This window comes from Achromobacter sp. HZ34 (assembly GCF_002209485.1).
GTDB lineage: Bacteria > Pseudomonadota > Gammaproteobacteria > Burkholderiales > Burkholderiaceae_B > Bordetella_C.
Map to the genome: position 1 here is coordinate 50,042 of NZ_NJIX01000011.1, position 16,978 is coordinate 67,019.

General features: G+C 64.7%; 17 protein-coding genes. 8 read left to right on the forward strand and 9 right to left on the reverse strand.

The features are described from left to right. The first annotated feature begins 16 nt into the window (after positions 1-16). The 3 genes from CEY05_RS30255 to CEY05_RS30265 all read left to right on the forward strand — a co-directional run bounded on the left by CEY05_RS30255 (position 17) and on the right by CEY05_RS30265 (position 2,491). The gene (locus CEY05_RS30255; protein ID WP_088601158.1) at positions 17-583 is read left to right on the forward strand and encodes a hypothetical protein; all 567 of its coding nucleotides are present in this window, start codon (positions 17-19) and stop codon (positions 581-583) included. Position 584: 1 nt separating this feature from the next. Further along, positions 585-926 carry a hypothetical protein gene (locus tag CEY05_RS30260; RefSeq protein WP_088601157.1) on the forward strand — a complete coding sequence of 114 codons (342 nt, stop codon included), beginning with the start codon at positions 585-587 and terminating at the stop codon, positions 924-926. 65 nt (positions 927-991) lie between these two features. Then, entirely contained in the window at positions 992-2,491 is a 1,500-nt protein-coding gene (locus CEY05_RS30265) for a phosphatidylserine/phosphatidylglycerophosphate/cardiolipin synthase family protein (RefSeq protein ID WP_088601156.1), read from the forward strand. A gap of 11 nt (positions 2,492-2,502) precedes the next feature. On the opposite strand, the gene CEY05_RS30270 is transcribed toward CEY05_RS30265, so the two are convergent. After that, complete coding sequence (locus CEY05_RS30270; RefSeq protein WP_088601155.1) at positions 2,503-2,865, reverse strand: hypothetical protein; 363 nt, start codon at positions 2,863-2,865, stop codon at positions 2,503-2,505. Between the two features lie 298 nt (positions 2,866-3,163). On the opposite strand from CEY05_RS30270, the gene CEY05_RS30275 reads away from it, so the two are divergent. After that, a complete protein-coding gene (locus CEY05_RS30275) occupies positions 3,164-3,490 on the forward strand; it encodes a hypothetical protein (RefSeq protein WP_088601154.1) in 327 nt (108 codons plus the stop codon). A gap of 148 nt (positions 3,491-3,638) precedes the next feature. Here the strand turns inward: CEY05_RS30275 and CEY05_RS30280 are convergent, their stop codons facing one another. Then, positions 3,639-5,129, reverse strand: a complete 1,491-nt coding sequence (locus CEY05_RS30280; protein WP_088601153.1) for an RNA polymerase factor sigma-54 — start codon at positions 5,127-5,129, stop codon at positions 3,639-3,641. Positions 5,130-5,442: 313 nt separating this feature from the next. Here CEY05_RS30280 and CEY05_RS30285 point away from each other — a divergent pair, with 313 nt between their 5' ends. Next, entirely contained in the window at positions 5,443-5,976 is a 534-nt protein-coding gene (locus tag CEY05_RS30285) for a PRC-barrel domain-containing protein (RefSeq protein WP_088601152.1), read from the forward strand. 18 nt (positions 5,977-5,994) lie between these two features. Here the strand turns inward: CEY05_RS30285 and CEY05_RS30290 are convergent, their stop codons facing one another. Then, complete coding sequence (locus tag CEY05_RS30290; RefSeq protein ID WP_088601151.1) at positions 5,995-7,002, reverse strand: sigma-54-dependent Fis family transcriptional regulator; 1,008 nt, start codon at positions 7,000-7,002, stop codon at positions 5,995-5,997. Positions 7,003-7,320: 318 nt separating this feature from the next. On the opposite strand from CEY05_RS30290, the gene CEY05_RS30295 reads away from it, so the two are divergent. Both CEY05_RS30295 and CEY05_RS30300 read left to right on the forward strand, forming a co-directional pair. After that, positions 7,321-8,715 (forward strand): sigma-54 dependent transcriptional regulator, encoded by a 1,395-nt coding sequence (locus CEY05_RS30295; protein ID WP_088601150.1) that lies wholly within the window; start codon positions 7,321-7,323, stop codon positions 8,713-8,715. Between the two features lie 200 nt (positions 8,716-8,915). Further along, positions 8,916-9,470, forward strand: coding sequence for a type 1 glutamine amidotransferase domain-containing protein (locus CEY05_RS30300; RefSeq protein WP_088601149.1), 555 nt, complete (start codon positions 8,916-8,918; stop codon positions 9,468-9,470). Between the two features lie 139 nt (positions 9,471-9,609). Here the strand turns inward: CEY05_RS30300 and CEY05_RS31905 are convergent, their stop codons facing one another. From CEY05_RS31905 to CEY05_RS30315, 3 genes are all read right to left on the reverse strand, one after another. Continuing rightward, positions 9,610-10,002: a hypothetical protein gene (locus CEY05_RS31905; protein ID WP_233161783.1), complete on the reverse strand. Its 393-nt coding sequence runs from the start codon at positions 10,000-10,002 to the stop codon at positions 9,610-9,612. Positions 10,003-10,182: 180 nt separating this feature from the next. Further along, positions 10,183-11,238 carry a tripartite tricarboxylate transporter substrate binding protein gene (locus CEY05_RS30310; protein WP_088601148.1) on the reverse strand — a complete coding sequence of 352 codons (1,056 nt, stop codon included), beginning with the start codon at positions 11,236-11,238 and terminating at the stop codon, positions 10,183-10,185. Positions 11,239-11,331: 93 nt separating this feature from the next. Then, positions 11,332-12,420, reverse strand: coding sequence for a tartrate dehydrogenase (locus CEY05_RS30315; protein WP_088601147.1), 1,089 nt, complete (start codon positions 12,418-12,420; stop codon positions 11,332-11,334). 160 nt (positions 12,421-12,580) lie between these two features. On the opposite strand from CEY05_RS30315, the gene CEY05_RS30320 reads away from it, so the two are divergent. Further along, complete coding sequence (locus CEY05_RS30320) at positions 12,581-13,540, forward strand: LysR family transcriptional regulator (RefSeq protein ID WP_088601146.1); 960 nt, start codon at positions 12,581-12,583, stop codon at positions 13,538-13,540. Positions 13,541-13,564: 24 nt separating this feature from the next. Here CEY05_RS30320 and CEY05_RS30325 read toward each other — a convergent pair whose 3' ends face one another. From CEY05_RS30325 to CEY05_RS31355, 3 genes are all read right to left on the reverse strand, one after another. Beyond that, positions 13,565-15,223, reverse strand: a complete 1,659-nt coding sequence (locus CEY05_RS30325) for an FMN-binding glutamate synthase family protein (protein ID WP_088601145.1) — start codon at positions 15,221-15,223, stop codon at positions 13,565-13,567. Between the two features lie 235 nt (positions 15,224-15,458). Continuing rightward, on the reverse strand, positions 15,459-16,685 hold the full coding sequence (locus CEY05_RS30330) for a YeeE/YedE family protein (protein ID WP_088601144.1): 1,227 nt from the start codon (positions 16,683-16,685) through the stop codon (positions 15,459-15,461). 50 nt (positions 16,686-16,735) lie between these two features. Further along, positions 16,736-16,978 (reverse strand): hypothetical protein (locus CEY05_RS31355; RefSeq protein ID WP_158219462.1); only part of this gene is annotated, 243 nt, incomplete at its 5' end.

Sequence of the window (16,978 nt, forward strand, 5' to 3'; positions counted from 1 at the left end):
GCGGCACGCGCGCCCCATGTCCGGGGCGCCGGATCTGTCCAATATGTCGTCCATCATCGTCGCGGGTTTCGAAAGCGTAGAGGCTGCCGAGAGCGCCATGCACGCGTTATTGACCGAAGGTTTTCGTGAGGACGCCGTCCACATCTTCGATGTGGACGGCGACGCGAAATACCTGGCGGTCATGCGCCATGCCGCCCGGGCCGCTGTGCTGCAGACGGCCATCATGGCCGCTGTCGGCGCCGCGCTGGGCACGGCCAGCGCCATGTATATGGACGTCCCTGGGGCCATAGGCATAGGGGTTGCCGCACTGGGCGCACTGCTGGGTGCGGGCGCCGCCGCGATTTTCTCGGTTCTGCATCGCAATTGGCTGGGCCGCCCCCGCCGGGTGGCCCTGGTGGCTGTACTGGCAGAGGCGGGCGAGGAGTTACAGGGGGCCCAGCTGTTGTCCGACGCCGGGGGCGTTGGCGTGCCGCGCCGCAAAGCGCGTTGGCAGGGGTGGGGGCCCGCGGCGACCGCCGTTACATCTCAAGGGAGTTCCGTCACGAACCGGGACTTCCGACTGATCAAGGCCAAGGGAGGCTAGCATGACCGCCACACACAACGACGAGCACAAGATTCCCGCCACGGGTAATACCAAGGGCAGCGCGGAGACGCCTGAGCGCACGCGCAACCAGACCGAACGCGAAGGGCCGGCACGGGTGTCGCATGAACTCGACCGGCAGGAGCAATGGGACGACGCCGCGTCTCACGAGGGTTTCCAAAAAGGCGAGCAGGGCGGATACAAAGGCGACTACGACCAGGGCAAGTACGAAAACCGCGATTTTGGTTTTACCCCCTCGGAGGATGAAAGCCAGCCGGACGCCGGCGGTGGACAGGGCAAGCAGCAGGAAAACAAGCAGGGTATCAAGCAGGTTCAGAAAAAATAATTAACCGCGACAGCAGCCCCGCATGATGGCGGGGCTTTTGCATGCCGCAGGAAAGGAGTACGAGTATGCGATGGCTGGCGCGCTGGCTGGGCGTGGCGGTCACGGTGGTGGGAATGCTGGGTGGTTGCGCCAGCGTGCCCGACACCGACCATTTGGGCGGGTCCGTAAGCCAGAAGCGGTTCGCCACCGATTCAGGGTGGTCGAATTACAACCGCGGGCAGGACATCGTCAAGAAGCTGGACGCGCAGAAGCCCGCCGCTACCGCGGACGGCGATTTCCTTGCACGTCACCTGCAGGTGGAGGAAGCCATCAGCGGCGCGCCGCTGATGATAGGCAACCGGGTCACCCTGCTGACGGACGGACCACGCACGTATGACGCGATGCTGCGCGACATACGCGCCGCGCGGCAGTTCATCCACATGGAAAGCTATATCTTCGACGACGACGAAGTAGGGCGCATGTTTGCCGACGCCTTCATCGCCAAGCGCGCGGAGGGCGTGGCGGTCGCCTTGATGGTCGATGGTGTGGGCACCCTGGGAACACCGGACGCGCTGTTCAAGCGCATGCGCGACGCCGGTGTGCAGGTGGTCGTGTTCAACCCTGTCAATCCCGCGCGCGCCAAGGCTGGTTGGGCGCCCAATAACCGCGACCATCGCAAGCTGCTGGTGGTGGACGGCAAGGTCGGCTTCCTGGGCGGGATCAATATCAGCGCTGTGTATGCGTCTGCGCCATCGCACGGCGGCAGCGCCGGGTCGGCGCTGTCGTTCTCTGGTGGGTCCAAGGCCACCGATGTCAAGGCCGATGGGGTCAAGCCTGGCGACGCCAAATCCGATGATGTGAAGCCCGACGGCAGTACGCCGGACGCCGCCACCGCGCCATGGCGCGACACGCATATCCGCGTGGAAGGGCCGGCGGTCGGTGAGATCGAACGCGTCATGCAGCAGGGCTGGGCTGAACAGCACGGGCCGCCGCTGGACGCGCGCGAGTTCTATCCGCGTGCCACGCCCACGGGGCCTACCGCGATGCGCATCGTCGCCAACCGGCCTGGCGACAAGGATGGCTACACGCTGTACCTGACCTTGATTTCCGCGATCAAGAGCGCGCAACGTTCCATCCATATCACCATGGCCTACTTCGTGCCCGATCCCGCGTTCGTGCAGGCCTTGACCGAGGCGGCGCGGCGCGGGGTGGATGTGGGCATGGTGTTGCCGGGCTTCAGCGATTCATCGCTGGTCTGGCACGCGGGCAGGTCCTATTACACGCCGCTGCTGGATGCGGGTGCGCATCTTTACGAGCGGCGCGACGCCATGCTGCACGCCAAGACCGCGGTGATCGATGGCGTGTGGTCCACGGTGGGTTCAAGCAATATGGACTGGCGCAGCTTCGCGCTGAATTACGAATTGAATGCCGTCATCCTGGGGCCGGAATTCGGTGGCGAGATGGAGGCTCTGTTCAAGCGGGACGTGGCCGACGCCACGCCTATCAGCAAGGAAGAATGGAGCCAGCGGGGCTTCGACGAACGCTTCATGGAAGCCTTTTCGCGTTTGTTCGAACGCTGGCTCTGAGCGCGCGTGGCTTACTTGCCGTAGCGCGTCTTCGCATCAGCCATGCAGGCATCCTTGGCATTGCCCGACATGGTGTCGCATTTTTCCTTGGCGACCTTGTAATCGTTGTCGCGCTTTTCCTTGGTTGCGTCGTGGCGCGACTCGGCCTGTTCCTTGGCCTGCTTGGCATCGACCTTGGCATTATCGCGCGTGGCCTTGGCCTGCTGCTGGCACACATCCTTGTCATTGCCCTTGAGCGCGTCGCAACGCTTCTGGTCGGCCTTGTATTGGGTGTCGATCTCTTGCGGCGTCATCACGGTTTGCGCCTGTACAGCGAAAGACAGCGCGGACAAGCCGAGCAATGCGCCGGCAAGAGTGGGTTTGATGATGTTCATGCGCTTCTCCTGTTTATTTCTCATGCATGGCGTTCGGGCATACATGCCGATACGCCATGGCTCATCGACAGCCCGGCGTATTGCCGAGCTCAATCTAAGCATTAGCAACCGGTATGCCCATGCATGTGCGATGGCCGTGTGAGCATGTCCATGGCCAGACATAAGCGTTGCTGCAAGACGGTTCACGCAGCGCTTGAATGTGCGCGGCAGCGTTGTGGGTACGCTGTTTGCTGTATGCCCTGCACCTGATGATCCAATCATCAAGTCCTTTCAGGTCAACCAAGTAGGGAGATACTTCATGAAAACCAGCCGTCTTGTTTCCGTCTTGCTTCTGGCCACTGCATGCGCCTCGGGTGCCGCCATGGCTCAACCCACCACGCCGTCGACCACGCCTAACGACACGACGGCCACGCCGCCCAACAACTCCAAGGTGCCCCCTGGAACGCCGGCCCCCGCGCCTTATTCGGGCAAGCCGACCGCCACGCAACCGGTCGACCGCGATACGTCGCATAGCGACCTGAAGAATGAAAATGGCAAGCCGCGCCAGCCTTCGGACATGGGCAACAGCAACGTGACGCCCACCCAAGGCGGCAAGGCCCCGTATCCCAACACCGGCAACAAGTAAGCGGATCGCGGACATTCATCGGCGCGGGATCGGGTAATCCTTCCCGCGCTGATGTATCGAATGCCGCTCCAGGAACAAAGGCTCAAAGAGAAGGGGCGCCGGATAATCCGGCGCCCCTTCTTCTTCGCATCACATCAACACCAATCCATCAATATTCCCTGCGCATTTCCGCGGGCGGATACTTCAACTGGCCACGATACTTCGACACCGTACGACGGGCCACGACCACACCCTGTTCGCCCAGCTTCTGCGCCAGGTCGACATCGGACAAGGGCGAATTGCCGTCTTCCCCATCGATCATTTCCTTGATCAGCGCGCGCACCGCCGCGGCCGAGCAGCTGCCGCCGGTATCGGTGTTGAGTTCGCGCGAGAAGAAGTGCTTGAACTCGAAGATGCCGCGCGGCGTCGCCATGTATTTGTTGCTGGTGGCGCGCGAGACGGTCGATTCGTGTATCTCCAGCTCGTCGGCGATCTCGCGCAGCATCAGCGGCCGCAGGGCGATTTCCCCGTATTCGAAAAAGGTCTGCTGGCGTAGCACGATGGCTTCGGCGACACGCTGGATGGTGCTGTAGCGTTGCTCGACGTTGCGGATCAGCCAACGTGCTTCCTGCAGTTCCTGCGCCATCGGCGAGCGGTCGCTATAGCGTGCGGTGCGGAACAGGTCCGCGTAGGCACGATGCAGCCGCGCGCGCGGCATCGAAGAGCGATTGGGCGTGACGATCCATTGGCCATTGAACTTCTGCACCGTCACGTCCGGCACGATGTAGCTGGAGTCCGGCTTGGCGTAGCGCAGGCCGGGACGGGGATCCAGGCTGCGGATCAGTGCGCAGGCGGCGCGCAGGTCATCGTCGCTGCATTGGCAACTGCGGCCCAGGCCGGAGAAGTCATGCTTGCCCAGGCGCTCCAGTTCGCTGGAAACGATGTGCAGGGCCAGTTCGCGGTTCTCGGTTTCTTGCGGCAATGCCTGCAGCTGCAAGGTCAGGCATTCGGCCAGGTTGCGCGCGGCGATGCCGGGCACGTCCAGCTGCTGCACCAGCTTCAGCGCCGTTTCCCATTCTTCGGGTTCCGGCGGCGGATCGAAGGCGTCTTCACCGGCCAGTTCGTCCAGATCGGTACGCAGATAGCCATCTTCGTCCAGACCCTCGATGACATAGGCGGCCAGCATGCGGTCGCGCTCCGCCAGGCGGTAGCTGCACAGTTCATTGCTCAGATGGTCGCGCAGGTCGAGTACGCTGCGGGCCCATTGGCCGACATCGGACTCGCCATCGCCGGTGCCACGGGCGGCCGGGTAGTCGCCGGAATATTCGGCTTGCGCGTCCGGCAGCTCGGGCAATTCAGTCACCGACTCGGCGGGGATTTCGGTTGCCGTGGCCCCGGAGCTATCCAGTTCCTCCATGGGAGGGGCGCTGGTCAGGGCTTCCGCGTTGATGCCGTGGTCGACTTCATTGGCCTGCTGCGCGTCCGCCAGGGCAGGGCCGTCGTCTTCCACTTCTTCCAGGAAGGGGTTGGTCGCCAGCGCTTGCTGGATCTCGTGCGTGAACTCTAGCGCGGACATTTGCAGCAGTTTCACGGATTGCTGCAAGCGGGGGGTCAGGCTGGTCTGCTGCCGTGCCCTCAACTCGTAAGTGGCTTGTGCCAATTGCTGTCTCCGTAAAGCGGGTAGGGTGAAAAACGGTTTCGCCCATTCATAAACAGATGAAAGCAAAGTCCATGCCAATTTTCAAAAGGCCTCTGGATTTTTTTGGCGACTCCCTGCAGAGCCGCGCCAATGCTTGCTGTGCAGGATGTGACAAATGCTGCGGCGGCACGGGCCGGGGCGTTTCGGGCACTAAACTTGCGGCCCGGGGCTGGCGGAATTACCGGGTCCGTGTAAGAAGTGCAGAAAAACCTGGCAGGCCAGGCCGACAAAGCCGCGGCGGGCGCGGCATTTCCATCACGAGCAGGAGCTCGCCATGTCAATTGACCAGACTGAAAACGGGGCTCAAGGAACGGCTTTGACCTCGACCGATGCCCCGCGCGAGGCGGTGGCGGTGGGGGTGCCGGAAGTCAACCGTATCGTGGGATCGGGCAAGCGCTCGGCCAGCGGGCCCGGCCCGGCTGTCATGGCGGCGCAGACCCTGGAAGGCAATGATGTCCTCAACCTGTCCGGCGAAAAGCTGGGTGTGCTGCAGGACATCATGCTGGACGTGCCCAGCGGGCGCATCGCCTATGCAGTACTGGAGCGGGGCGGCGTCATGGGCATCGGCGACAAGCTGTTCGCGATTCCCTGGCATGCCCTGACGCTGGATACGGACAGGAAGTGTTTCCTGCTGGAACTCGACCTGGAAAAGTTGCGGCAGGCGCGCGGCTTCGACAAGGACAATTGGCCTGCTTGCGCGGACGCGGAATGGGCGGCGCTGCAAGGCGGCACGGCCACGGCCGCCGCAGACGCTACCTCGGCCGCGGCGCTGCCCGCCACGGGCCATGTACAGCAAGTCTTCGATTGACCGTTGCCGCTGCGCCGATCAGCCCTGGGGCGCGGCCGCTTCGTAATTGCCCAGGCGGTTATACAGCGTCTTCAGGCTGATACCCAGCGTTCGCGCCGTCCTGCGCTTGTCGCCCTGGTGATGGGCCAGGGTGGCAAGGATCAGATCCTGCTGGGCCTGCATCAGGGACGTGCCGACAGCCATCTGCACGGTGCCTGTGGCAATCCCGGACACCTTCGTCGGCTTGCGCGCGGCGGCCAGCGTGGGAATCTCCACTTCGTTGTCGGCCATGATAAAGGCGCGGTGCACGGTGTTCTTCAATTCCCGCACATTACCCGGCCAGTCATAGGCGCTGAGGGCGTCCAGGCTGCCCGCGGCAAATACCTTGGCGGTGCCTTCGGCGGTATTGAATCCATCCAGGAAACGCTGGGCCAGGTAGGGAACGTCCTCGATCCGCTCGCGCAGCGGCGGCACTCGCAGGGGCACCACGGCCAGGCGATAGAGCAGGTCTTCCCGGAACAGGCCCTGTTCCACCGCCGCGTAGGGATCCCGGTTGGTGGCAGCGACGATGCGGACGTCGACCTTGACGGGGTGCAGACCGCCGACCCGGTGGAAAACGCCCGTTTCCAGTACGCGCAGCAACTGCACTTGCATGTCGAGGGGCATTTCCGTGACTTCGTCAAGGAACAGTGTGCCGCCGGTGGCATGTTCAAAATAACCGATGTTCTGGGCGACCGCGCCCGTGAAGCTGCCTTTCTCATGACCGAACAGTTCGGCCTCGATCAGGGACGGCGGAATGGCGCCACAGTTGACGGGAACGAACGGCTGTTCGGAACGCTGGCTGCCCGCATGGATGGCGCGTGCCACCAGTTCCTTGCCACAGCCGCTTTCGCCCACGACCAGGACACTGGCTTCGGTGGTGGCAACCTTGATGATCTGCTGGGCCAGATGCTGCATCGTGGGACAGCGGCCCATGGCGGTGGGTTCGGGAACGGGCAGGCGATCGACGCGCGACGCGTTCCTGCGCGTCGATGAGGGGCTGGGCATGAGGTCTTACCTTTCTTGGGTGCTTGTACGCCTGCGCTGAGGCGAACTGTCTTTGATCATCGTACTCATCAAGAATACCTGCCATTGCAAGCACTTGAAAGCAGATGAAATTCTTAGCCATCTGTACAAATTGATTACGATTTTTCGGGAGACCCCAAGATAAGCTTTTGCCACGTCACGTCCATGGCACCTTTTTATCAATACGGTGACCCTACACGATGACCGGCTAGAATGTCGAATGGTAATCCCGATGCGTGCGGACAGGAAGACGCGCGCATCCGGGGATAAAAAAGATCGTACTCCCGGGAAATATTGCGCATGCCACATGTTTTGATCGTCGATGATGAGTCGCCAGTGCGTACCGCATTGGCGGAAATCGTCAAAGACGAGGGTTTCACCGTTGCGCAGGCCAGTGACTTGCGTGAAGCGAAGATTCAGATTTTGCGGCAGGCGCCGGATCTGGTGCTGTCCGATCTGCAGCTTCCGGATGGTACTGGCCTGGACATTTTCCAGGCGCTCAGCTCGCCCAATGTGGACGTTGTCTTCATCACGGGCCATGCCAGCGTGGAAAGCGCGGTGGACGCCCTGCGTCTTGGCGCTATCGACTACCTGCTCAAGCCGGTGAATATCCAGCGCCTGAAAATGGTGCTGGGCCGTATGCCGCGCAATGCGGATCTGTCGCCCTGGGGCGGCCCCTTCGAGGAAGACGGCCGCTTCGGCAAGATGCTGGGCCGGTCCGAGCCGATGAAGCTGCTCTATAAACAGATCGCCAAGGTGGCGCCTACCGAGGCCACCGTCCTGTTGATGGGCGATAGCGGCACCGGCAAGGAATTGGCGGCGCAGGCAATCCATGAGTTGAGCGCGCGGCGCAAGGGGCCTTTCCTGCCCGTCAATTGCGGCGCCATCTCGCCCAACCTGATCGAAAGCGAAATGTTCGGCCACGAGCGCGGCAGCTTTACCGGCGCCGATAGGCAGCACAAGGGCTATTTCGAACGGGCGGCCGGCGGCACGCTGTTCCTGGACGAGATCACCGAAATGCCGGTCGACCTGCAGGTGAAGTTGCTGCGGGTGCTGGAAACCGGCCTGTTCATGCGGGTGGGGACCAACCGGGAGATCGCCAGCGACGTGCGTGTGGTGGCCGCGACCAACCGTAATCCGGAAGAAGCGGTGGCCGACGGCAAGCTGCGCGAGGATCTTTATCACCGCCTCAACGTGTTCCCGCTGGAGCTGCCGGCCTTGCGCGAGCGGGGCGATGACGTCTTGCTGATTGCCCAGCGCTATCTGGACATCCTCAACAAGGACCGCGGCGCGGACAAGAAATTCACACCGGGCACCGTGGAAGCCATGCGCCGGCATGCCTGGCCGGGCAATGTGCGCGAACTGAAGAACTACGTGCATCGCGCTTTCATCCTGGCCGATGACAATGAAATCCGCGCCAATGTCGTACCGCTGCAGATGGCGACGTCCGAGAGGGCGACCGTTGGTACGCAGATCACCGTCCCGGTGGGAGTGCCGCTGGCCGATGCGGATCGTCAGCTGATCTTCGCCACGCTGGAACAGTGCGGCGGGGTCAAGAAGCATGCCGCCGAAATCCTCGGCATCAGCCTGAAGACGCTCTATAACCGGCTGGAGGAATATGCAGCCGCCGGGCATTTCCCCAAAGTGTCGGATGGCGGCGGCAAGGGCGAGGCCGCATTGAGCGAGTCGAAGTAGGCGCTTAGCAGGTCTGCATAGTCAATGCGCATTGCGGGGCGGCCTTGGGGCCGCCCCGTTTGCGTATCGCCGCCCTCTCATAAGGACAACGCAGTGACTGTTTCCTCGCCCGCTCGACCGGGGCATCCGGCTTGCTATTGAGCTGCCTCCATCCGCCTTGCCATGGCACGCACGGCGGAGCATTACAACGGAGGTGAAGCATGGCTGAATCATTGAAGGGTCTATCCGTCGCCATCCTGGCGGTGGACGGTTTCGAACAGGCCGAGCTGCTGGAGCCGCGCAAGGCGCTGCAGGCGGCCGGCGCGCGCGCGGTGGTGGTCTCGGCGAAGACGGGCAAGATCCAGGGGTTCCAACACACGGACAAAGGCGAGCAGGTGGATGTCGACCTGACGTTCGCCGAGGCCGATCCGGTCCATTTCGCCGCGGTGGTGCTGCCGGGCGGCGTGGTCAACGCGGACGAGATCCGCGTACATCCCAAGGCGCGGGACTTCGTCAAGCGTATGCAGGAGGCCGGCAAGCCGACCGCCGTCATCTGCCACGGTGGCTGGCTGCTCATTTCCGCGGACCTGGTGCGTGGCCGTACCATGACGAGCTGGCCGTCCCTGCAGGATGACCTGCGCAATGCGGGCGCCACCTGGGAAGACAAGGAAGTGGTGGTCGACAAGAACTTGATCAGCAGCCGCAAGCCTGACGACATTCCGGCGTTCAACCGGGAATTGCTGAAGCAGCTGGAGGCGGCGCAGCAAGCGGCGTGATGAAATACCTGCATGAATAAAAGGGCGTGAGACTATCGATGTCTCGCGCCCTTTTATCGCCAGGACTGCGTCCCCGTAGCGTGATCCGACCGCGCTTGCCTCGGTTGTCGCGTCCAGCGCCCACCGAGGCAAGCGGGCCTTACTTTTCTTTGCCGCCGTTGCGTACGGGATCGGGCCGGGAGTGGGACAGCCCGGCGCGGTCGTCACCGACTACCCGGTCCATGCCGATGTCACGGGCGGGGAAGTCGCCCTGGTCGTTCTCGACGTCGGAACGCTCGCCCGTGCCGACGGAGTCGGTGTCGGTATCGGGCGCATTGGGACCCAGGTCGCTGCCTGAGTCCGAAGAGTCGCCCGGGCCCAGCGCGCGATTGCCATGTCCCGGCGGCATGCCGCTGTCGGCGTCGGAGATGTCCGCCGTGTCCAGGGGATCGACGACGCCGACGGCATCGTCCTCGTAGAACTCCTCCTCGTTGTCCTGTGCGTCGTTGTCGGTGTCGGGATCAGCCTGGAAATTGGTTTTGCGGGTTGCCATGTGAGCCTTCCTGCGGCGCGATGCCACGGTGATTGAAGGGCCGGCGCGAGGGCCGGGATGGCTCTACTCCAGCAAGGCCTATGCCCCCAATGGGCATCGACCTTCCTCATCACGCGGGACCCGTCGCCTGAACCGTCCGGATCACTCGCCCGCGACCCGCTCCGCCACCCGCCTCTTGGTTCATTCCACCCTGACGTTGCCTTCCTTCACCAACTTGGCGAATTTGCGGGTTTCCTCGGCGATGCGCTGGCCGAACTGTGCAGGTGTTTCGTTCATCTGTTCGGCACCCGCGGCCACCATGCGTTGCTTGAACTCGGGCGAGGCGGTGACTTTCTCCACTTCGCTGCTCAGGCGCGCCAGGACGGGTTGGGGCGTCGCGGCCGGCGCGAACACGCCGAACCAGGTGCCGATGTCGAAACCGGGCAGGCCCGCTTCGGCCAGCGTCGGCACGTCGGGCAGGGCGTCGCTGCGCCGCGCGGTGGTCACGGCCAGGGCGCGCAGCTTGCCGGCCTTGATGTGAGGCAGCACGGTGGTGATGGTATCGAAGGACATGGCCACCTGGCCGCCCAGCAGATCGGTGGTCAATGGACCGCTGCCCTTGTAGGGCACGTGCAGCAGCGGCGCGCCGGTGGCGGCCTGGAATTGCGTGCCGATCAGATGCTGAGCGGTGCCATAGCCATTGGACCCATAGGTCAGGCCCTTGGGCGCCTGCTTGGCCAGCGTCACCAATTCCGCCACGTTGTGCGCCGGCGTGTAGGCCGGGTTGATGGTCAAGACATTGGGCACCATGGCGATGGGAGCGATGGGCGCCAGGTCTTTCTGGAAATCGTAGCCCAGGGATTTATAGACGCTGGTGGCGATGGTGTGATGGACGGCGCCCATCAGCAATGTGTAGCCATCCGGTTTCGCCTTGGTAACGTAGTCCGCCCCTATCGTGGCCCCGGCGCCGGGCCGGTTCTCGACGATGACCGGTTGGCCGAGGTTTCTGGACAACTGGTCGCCCAGGGCGCGGGCCAGCACGTCGGTGGTACCACCGGTGGGGAAGGGCACCACCAGGGTGATCGGGTGGCTGGGCCAGTCCGCCGCGCTGGCGGTGGGGCTGACGGTGGCGCTGACGGCCAGGCCGGCGCTCAGCAGCGCGAACGCGCCAATGCCCCGCGGCAGGGGGCGCTGCAGGGAGCACAACAGGGATAGGGGGCGCAGCAGAAACCGGGATAGGGATAGGGATGGGCGCATCGTTGTCTCCTCTTTTTTGTCGGGTGGCGCCTCCGGTATTTTCCGGATGGGCGCCGTGGGTGGCAGGCCGTGCTGCGGATCGCCGTGGGACCGCTAGGCGGCGCGCGCGGCGTCATGCCGCGCCAGGTGCTCGCAAACCGCGCGCGTGACGTCGTCGGTGCCGGCCTGGCCGCCTAGGTCGCGGGTGTGCAGGGCAGGATTGGCAGTCACCGCTTCGATGGCGGCCATCACACGTTGCGCGGCGGCCGCTTCGCCCAGATGTTCAAGCAGCATCACCACCGACCAGAATGTGCCGACGGGATTGGCCCAGCCCTTGCCCATGATGTCGAAGGCCGATCCATGGATGGGTTCGAACATCGAGGGATAACGGCGTTCGGGATCGATGTTGCCGGTGGGCGCGATGCCCAGGCTGCCGGCCAAGGCCGCCGCCAGGTCGCTGAGGATGTCGGCGTGCAGGTTGGTGGCGACGATGGTGTCCAGCGTGCGAGGGCGATTGACCATGCGTGCCGTGGCGGCGTCGACCAGTTCCTTGTCCCAGCGGACATCCGGGAATTCAACCGCGACCTGGGCCGCGATCTCGTCCCACATCACCATGGCATGGCGCTGGGCGTTGGACTTGGTGATGACCGTCAACTGCTTGCGCGGGCGCGACTGGGCCAGGCGGAAGGCAAAGCGCAGGATGCGTTCGACGCCGACCCGCGTCATCATGGAGACGTCGGTGGCGGCTTCGATGGGTTGGCCTTGATGCACGCGGCCGCCCACGCCCGAGTACTCGCCCTCGGAGTTCTCGCGCACGATGACCCAGTCCAGGTCTTGCGGCGCGCAGCGCTTCAGGGGACCGTCGATGCCGGGCAGGATGCGCGTGGGGCGCACGTTGGCGTACTGGTCGAAGCCCTGGCAGATTTTCAGGCGCAGGCCCCACAGCGTGATGTGGTCGGGAATGTTGGCATCGCCGGCCGAGCCGAACAGGATGGCGTCCTTGCCGCGCAGGGCATCCAGGCCGTCCTGCGGCATCATCATGCCGTGCTTGCGGTAGTAGTCCCCGCCCCAGTCGAAATCCTCGAATTCGAAGCGCAGGCCGGGCTGCGTCGAGGCCACCGCTTCCAGCACGATACGGCCGGCAGGCACGACTTCCTTGCCGATGCCGTCGCCGGGGATGGTGGCGATCTTGTACGTCTTCATGTTGCGCTCTCCAGCTGATTGGGCAGCCTCGATTCTGTGCTGTGGACGGCGTTTACGGACAGGGCTAAAGTTGAAGCATCTTTAACCTGAAGTTGACAATCGGGCGGTTGGTATTCGAACTGTCGACATCAGGTCCAACGTGAATCGAACGAGGCGATGCATGAACAATGTCGCGGGAATCCAGGCTGCGGACTTGGGGTTTTTCGTGGCCGTGGCGACCGCCGGCAGCCTGAGCGCGGCAGCGCGTGACCTGGGCATCACCACCGCCGCGGTCAGCAAACGCCTGGCGCTGATGGAGAGCCGGCTGGGGCTGCCTTTGCTGGTGCGCACCACACGCCGCAGCGGCGTGACGCCCGAAGGTGAGGTGCTGTTGGAGCGCGCGCGCGCCATCCTGGGCGAGATCGACGATCTGCGCCAATTGCTGGGCCGCGCCAAGGACAGCCCCAGCGGTCTGTTGCGCGTCAACGCCACCCTGGGATTCGGGCGCATGCACGTGGCGCCGGTCATCTCCGACTACTGCAAGCGCCATCCCGAGGTGGAAGTGCAGTTGCAGCTGTCGGCCGATCCGCCCGCCCTGGTGGACGATGCGTTCGATGTCTGCGTACGTTTCGGCGCTCCGCCCGATGCGCGCTGCGTGGCCCGGCTGCTGGCGCCCAATCGGCGCTTGCTGTGCGCTTCGCCCAGATACCTGCGCGAGCACGGCGTGCCGCAGACGCCGGCGGACCTGGCGCGGCACAGCTGCATCGGTATCCGGCAGGGCAGCGATGCGTATGGCGTGTGGCGCCTGGCGCCCGCGCGGCGCACGCGCGCGAAGCAGGCCGGCGGGGCGGGCCACGCGGCAAGGGCGGAAACGATCAGAGTGCGCGGTAACCTGACCACCAACGATGGCGAAATCGCCGTCAGCTGGGCTTTGGATGGCCATGGCATCGTCATGCGCGCCGAATGGGATATCCAGCGTTATCTGGCCAGCGGCCGCCTGGTGCCGGTGTTGCCGAACTACACGACGCCCGAGGCGGACATCTATGCGGTGTATCACCCGCGCCACCAGATGGTGTCGCGGGTACGCAGCTTCGTCGATTTCCTGGGAGAGCGCTTTCGGGAGTTGGGGCGGCGTTCCTGAAATCGCAGCCCTGCTTCAGCGCCGTCAGGCCGGTACGGGTTCCGGCTGCGATTCGCGCGCGATGGTGGCGGTGATGTCGCGGGCGGGCTGGAAGGAGTCCGCGCGCGCCATGGCCCAATTGATTTCGAACACCTGATGGCGGAACTTGCCTTCCAGCAGTTCGCCCGGCGCCAGTTCCGGAAACAGCGAGGACAGCAGGCGCACTTCTGAAGGCGAGATACGGCGCGCGATGTGGTGCGGCCGCAATTCGCTGGGGTGGGTCAGGCCGGCGGCGCCGATCAATTCAGCCAGTGCGTGCAGCGTGTTGTCGTGGAAATTGGCCACGCGGCGCGCCTTGTCCGGCACCACCAATGCGCGCTGGCGCAGCGGATCCTGGGTGGTGACACCCGTCGGGCACTTGTCGGTGTGGCAGGCCTGGGCCTGGATGCAGCCGACGGCAAACATGAAGCCGCGGGCGGAGTTGCACCAGTCGGCGCCCATGGCCATGGCGCGGGCCATGTCGAAGGCGGTGATGATCTTGCCCGACGCGCCGATGCGGATGCGTTCCCGCAGGTTCACGCCCACCAGGGTGTTGTGGACCAGGCGCAGGGCTTCGCGCAGGGGCGTGCCCACATGGTCGACGAATTCGACCGGCGCCGCGCCGGTACCGCCTTCCGCGCCATCGACCACGATGAAGTCGGGCGTGATGCCGGTTTCCAGCATGGCCTTGACGATGGCGAACCATTCCCAGGGATGGCCCACGCACATCTTGAAGCCGACCGGCTTGCCTTCCGACAGTTGCCGCAGTTGGGCGACGAAGCGCATCAGGCCGATGGGGCTGTCGAAGGCGCTGTGGCCGGCCGGTGAGTTGCAGTCCTGGCCGATGGCCACGCCGCGTGCGGCGGCGATTTCCGCGGTGACCTTGGCGCCGGGCAGGATGCCGCCATGGCCGGGCTTGGCGCCTTGCGACAGCTTGATTTCTATCATCTTCACCTGCGGCGTACAGGCGTTGCGTATGAATGCTTCGGGGGAGAAATGGCCTTGTTCGTCGCGGCAGCCGAAGTAGCCCGAACCGATGTTCCAGACCAGGGCGCCGCCCGGCTTGCGGTGGTAGCTGCTGATGCCGCCTTCGCCGGTGTCATGGGCGAAGTTGCCCAGGCGCGCGCCCTCGTTCAAGGCCAGCACGGCGTTGGCGGACAGGGCGCCGAAGCTCATCGCGGAGACGTTGAAGGCGGACAGGGAATAGGGTTGCTTGCAGTCGGGGCCGCCCACCGTGATGCGGAAGTCGCTGTCGGCTACATGGGCCGGCGCCAGCGAGTGGTTGATCCATTCGTAGCGATCGTCGTAGACGTCCTTCTGCGTGCCGAAGGGGCGTTTGTCCACTTCCTTCTTGGCGCGCTGGTAGACGATGGAGCGTTGGGCGCGTGAGAAGGGGGCGGCCTGGGTGTCGTCTTCGAGGAAGTACTGGCGGATTTCCGGGCGGATGGCTTCGAAGAGGAAGCGCAGGTTGCCCAGGATGGGGTAGTTGCGGCGGATCGCGTGGCGGGTCTGGATCAGGTCGTAGATACCCAGGGCGAGCAGCGCCAGCAGGGGCACCGCGGCCACGAGCCACCAGGCCGATTCGGTGGCGCTGAGGGCCACGGTGATGACGGTGCCCAGCGCGACCAGGGCCAGGGTGGAAAAGCGTATCGCCAACCAGTGCATGTGCGGATCTCCGGTATCCGTGCCGGCGCGCGGCGCGCGTCGCGGCGAATTATTTGCCGGCAACCATACCAGAAAGCGATGGCGGTAAATATGGCGGGTCTGGAGGTCTGTTTTTCTTATCCGGCGCCGGGGGCGATGGGCTAGCGCGCAGGGCAGCGATCCTCGCCCGGCCCCAATTGAAAACCGCCCATCGCCGGTGAGACGATGGGCGGGCGTTGTCAGTATCGCGATGGGATCAGCAGACGGCGGGCGCGGCGGTCTTTTCCACGTTCAGGCCGAACAGGGGACGCAGGTGCACGCCCAGGGCGCTGCCCGCGAAGGCGGCCGGCAGCCACAGCCACGCATGCAGGCTGCCCGAGATGATGCCGCTGAAGTACGCGCCGATGTTGCAGCCGTAGGCCATGCGGGCACCGAAGCCCAGCAGCAGGCCACCGACGATGGCTCCCAGCAGCGAGCGCAACGGCAGCTTCCACACCGGCGCGAACTTGCCGGCGACGGAGGCGGCCGCCAGGGCACCCAGCATCAGGCCGATGTCCATGACGGTGGTCACATCCATGCCCACCGGTGCGGCCAGGGCCTTCTGCTGCTTGGCCCAGTACGTCCAGCTGCCGACATCGACGCCCAGCGTGGCCAGCGCCTTGGCGCCCCACAGTGCGAAAGCCGACGTGATGCCCCAGGGACGACCGGCCAGGGCCAGGGTGGCGAAGTTCAACACGACCAGGGCGATGCCGCCCCAGATCATGGGCCAGGGGCCGCGCAGCAGGCTGGCGGGGCGCTCGGTGCGGCTGGCGGAGGAAATCACCGCGCCGTGGCGGCGGCGTTCCAGCACCGTGGCGATCCAGGCGATCAGCGCGAACACCGCCAGATTGGCGGCGATGGCGGGCACGGGGCCCCACGCCAGCACCATGGACGTCGGCTTGATGGCGGGCAGGGCCGACCACCACGGGAAGACGTAGGTGGCGGCCACCGAGCCGATCACGAAGAACAGCAGCGTGACCACCATGCGGGTGTTGCCGCCGCCCACCGCGAATAGCGTGCCGGAGGCGCAGCCGCCGCCCAGCTGCATGCCGATGCCGAACAGGAAGGCGCCCAGCAGCACGGAGACACCGGCGGGCGAGACCAGGCCGGCGACCGGCTGGCCGAACAGGGTGCCTTGCGACAGGACGGGGAAGAACAGCAGCACGCCGACGCCCAGCATCAGCATCTGCGCGCGCAGGCCGGCGGCGCGGCGGTCGGAAACGAAGACGCGCCAGGCCTGGGTGAAGCCGAAGGACGCGTGGTACAGCGTGACGCCCAGCAGCGCGCCGACGATCCACAGCGTGGCCTGGCGCCAGCCGGCCAGGTCATTGAAGTAGAAGACGCCGGCCAGCAGGAGCAGCAGGGAGATCCACAGTGGCGCACGGTTGCTGCGCACGGGCGGCAGGGCCGAGGCGAAGTTCAGGGAAGAAGCGTTGGCGGACATGAAGGGGCAGATAGTCGGACCCGTTGCTCACGGACTACGCGAGTGCAGGGTCACTGAAGTGACGGAGTTTTGGACAGAAGCAGGGAATGTAGCCCGGCTTTGACATGAATAAAAATGATGATTTTGTCTTTTTTAATAATTAAAAAGAATATAGAAGTCGCTTCAACCTTACCCAATCGGGCGCCGCCCTCGGGCCCGCATTCCGTGGGCGGCGGCACCGTGCCACGCCGACCGCGCCGTGCCGCGCCGACCGCGCCGACCGCGCCGACCGCGCCGACCGCGCCGACCGCGCC

What these genes read in the sequence shown, in the direction of transcription:
- CEY05_RS30310 (WP_088601148.1), bottom strand. Translation starts at nt 11,238, where the DNA reads ATGCGCCCATCCCTATCCCTATCCCGGTTTCTGCTGCGCCCCCTATCC.
- CEY05_RS30255 (WP_088601158.1), top strand. Translation starts at nt 17, where the DNA reads ATGTCCGGGGCGCCGGATCTGTCCAATATGTCGTCCATCATCGTCGCG.
- CEY05_RS30290 (WP_088601151.1), bottom strand. Translation starts at nt 7,002, where the DNA reads ATGCCCAGCCCCTCATCGACGCGCAGGAACGCGTCGCGCGTCGATCGC.
- CEY05_RS30270 (WP_088601155.1), bottom strand. Translation starts at nt 2,865, where the DNA reads ATGAACATCATCAAACCCACTCTTGCCGGCGCATTGCTCGGCTTGTCC.
- CEY05_RS30320 (WP_088601146.1), top strand. Translation starts at nt 12,581, where the DNA reads ATGAACAATGTCGCGGGAATCCAGGCTGCGGACTTGGGGTTTTTCGTG.
- CEY05_RS30295 (WP_088601150.1), top strand. Translation starts at nt 7,321, where the DNA reads ATGCCACATGTTTTGATCGTCGATGATGAGTCGCCAGTGCGTACCGCA.
- CEY05_RS30285 (WP_088601152.1), top strand. Translation starts at nt 5,443, where the DNA reads ATGTCAATTGACCAGACTGAAAACGGGGCTCAAGGAACGGCTTTGACC.
- CEY05_RS30275 (WP_088601154.1), top strand. Translation starts at nt 3,164, where the DNA reads ATGAAAACCAGCCGTCTTGTTTCCGTCTTGCTTCTGGCCACTGCATGC.
- CEY05_RS30300 (WP_088601149.1), top strand. Translation starts at nt 8,916, where the DNA reads ATGGCTGAATCATTGAAGGGTCTATCCGTCGCCATCCTGGCGGTGGAC.
- CEY05_RS30315 (WP_088601147.1), bottom strand. Translation starts at nt 12,420, where the DNA reads ATGAAGACGTACAAGATCGCCACCATCCCCGGCGACGGCATCGGCAAG.
- CEY05_RS31905 (WP_233161783.1), bottom strand. Translation starts at nt 10,002, where the DNA reads ATGGCAACCCGCAAAACCAATTTCCAGGCTGATCCCGACACCGACAAC.
- CEY05_RS30265 (WP_088601156.1), top strand. Translation starts at nt 992, where the DNA reads ATGCGATGGCTGGCGCGCTGGCTGGGCGTGGCGGTCACGGTGGTGGGA.
- CEY05_RS30325 (WP_088601145.1), bottom strand. Translation starts at nt 15,223, where the DNA reads ATGCACTGGTTGGCGATACGCTTTTCCACCCTGGCCCTGGTCGCGCTG.
- CEY05_RS30330 (WP_088601144.1), bottom strand. Translation starts at nt 16,685, where the DNA reads ATGTCCGCCAACGCTTCTTCCCTGAACTTCGCCTCGGCCCTGCCGCCC.
- CEY05_RS30260 (WP_088601157.1), top strand. Translation starts at nt 585, where the DNA reads ATGACCGCCACACACAACGACGAGCACAAGATTCCCGCCACGGGTAAT.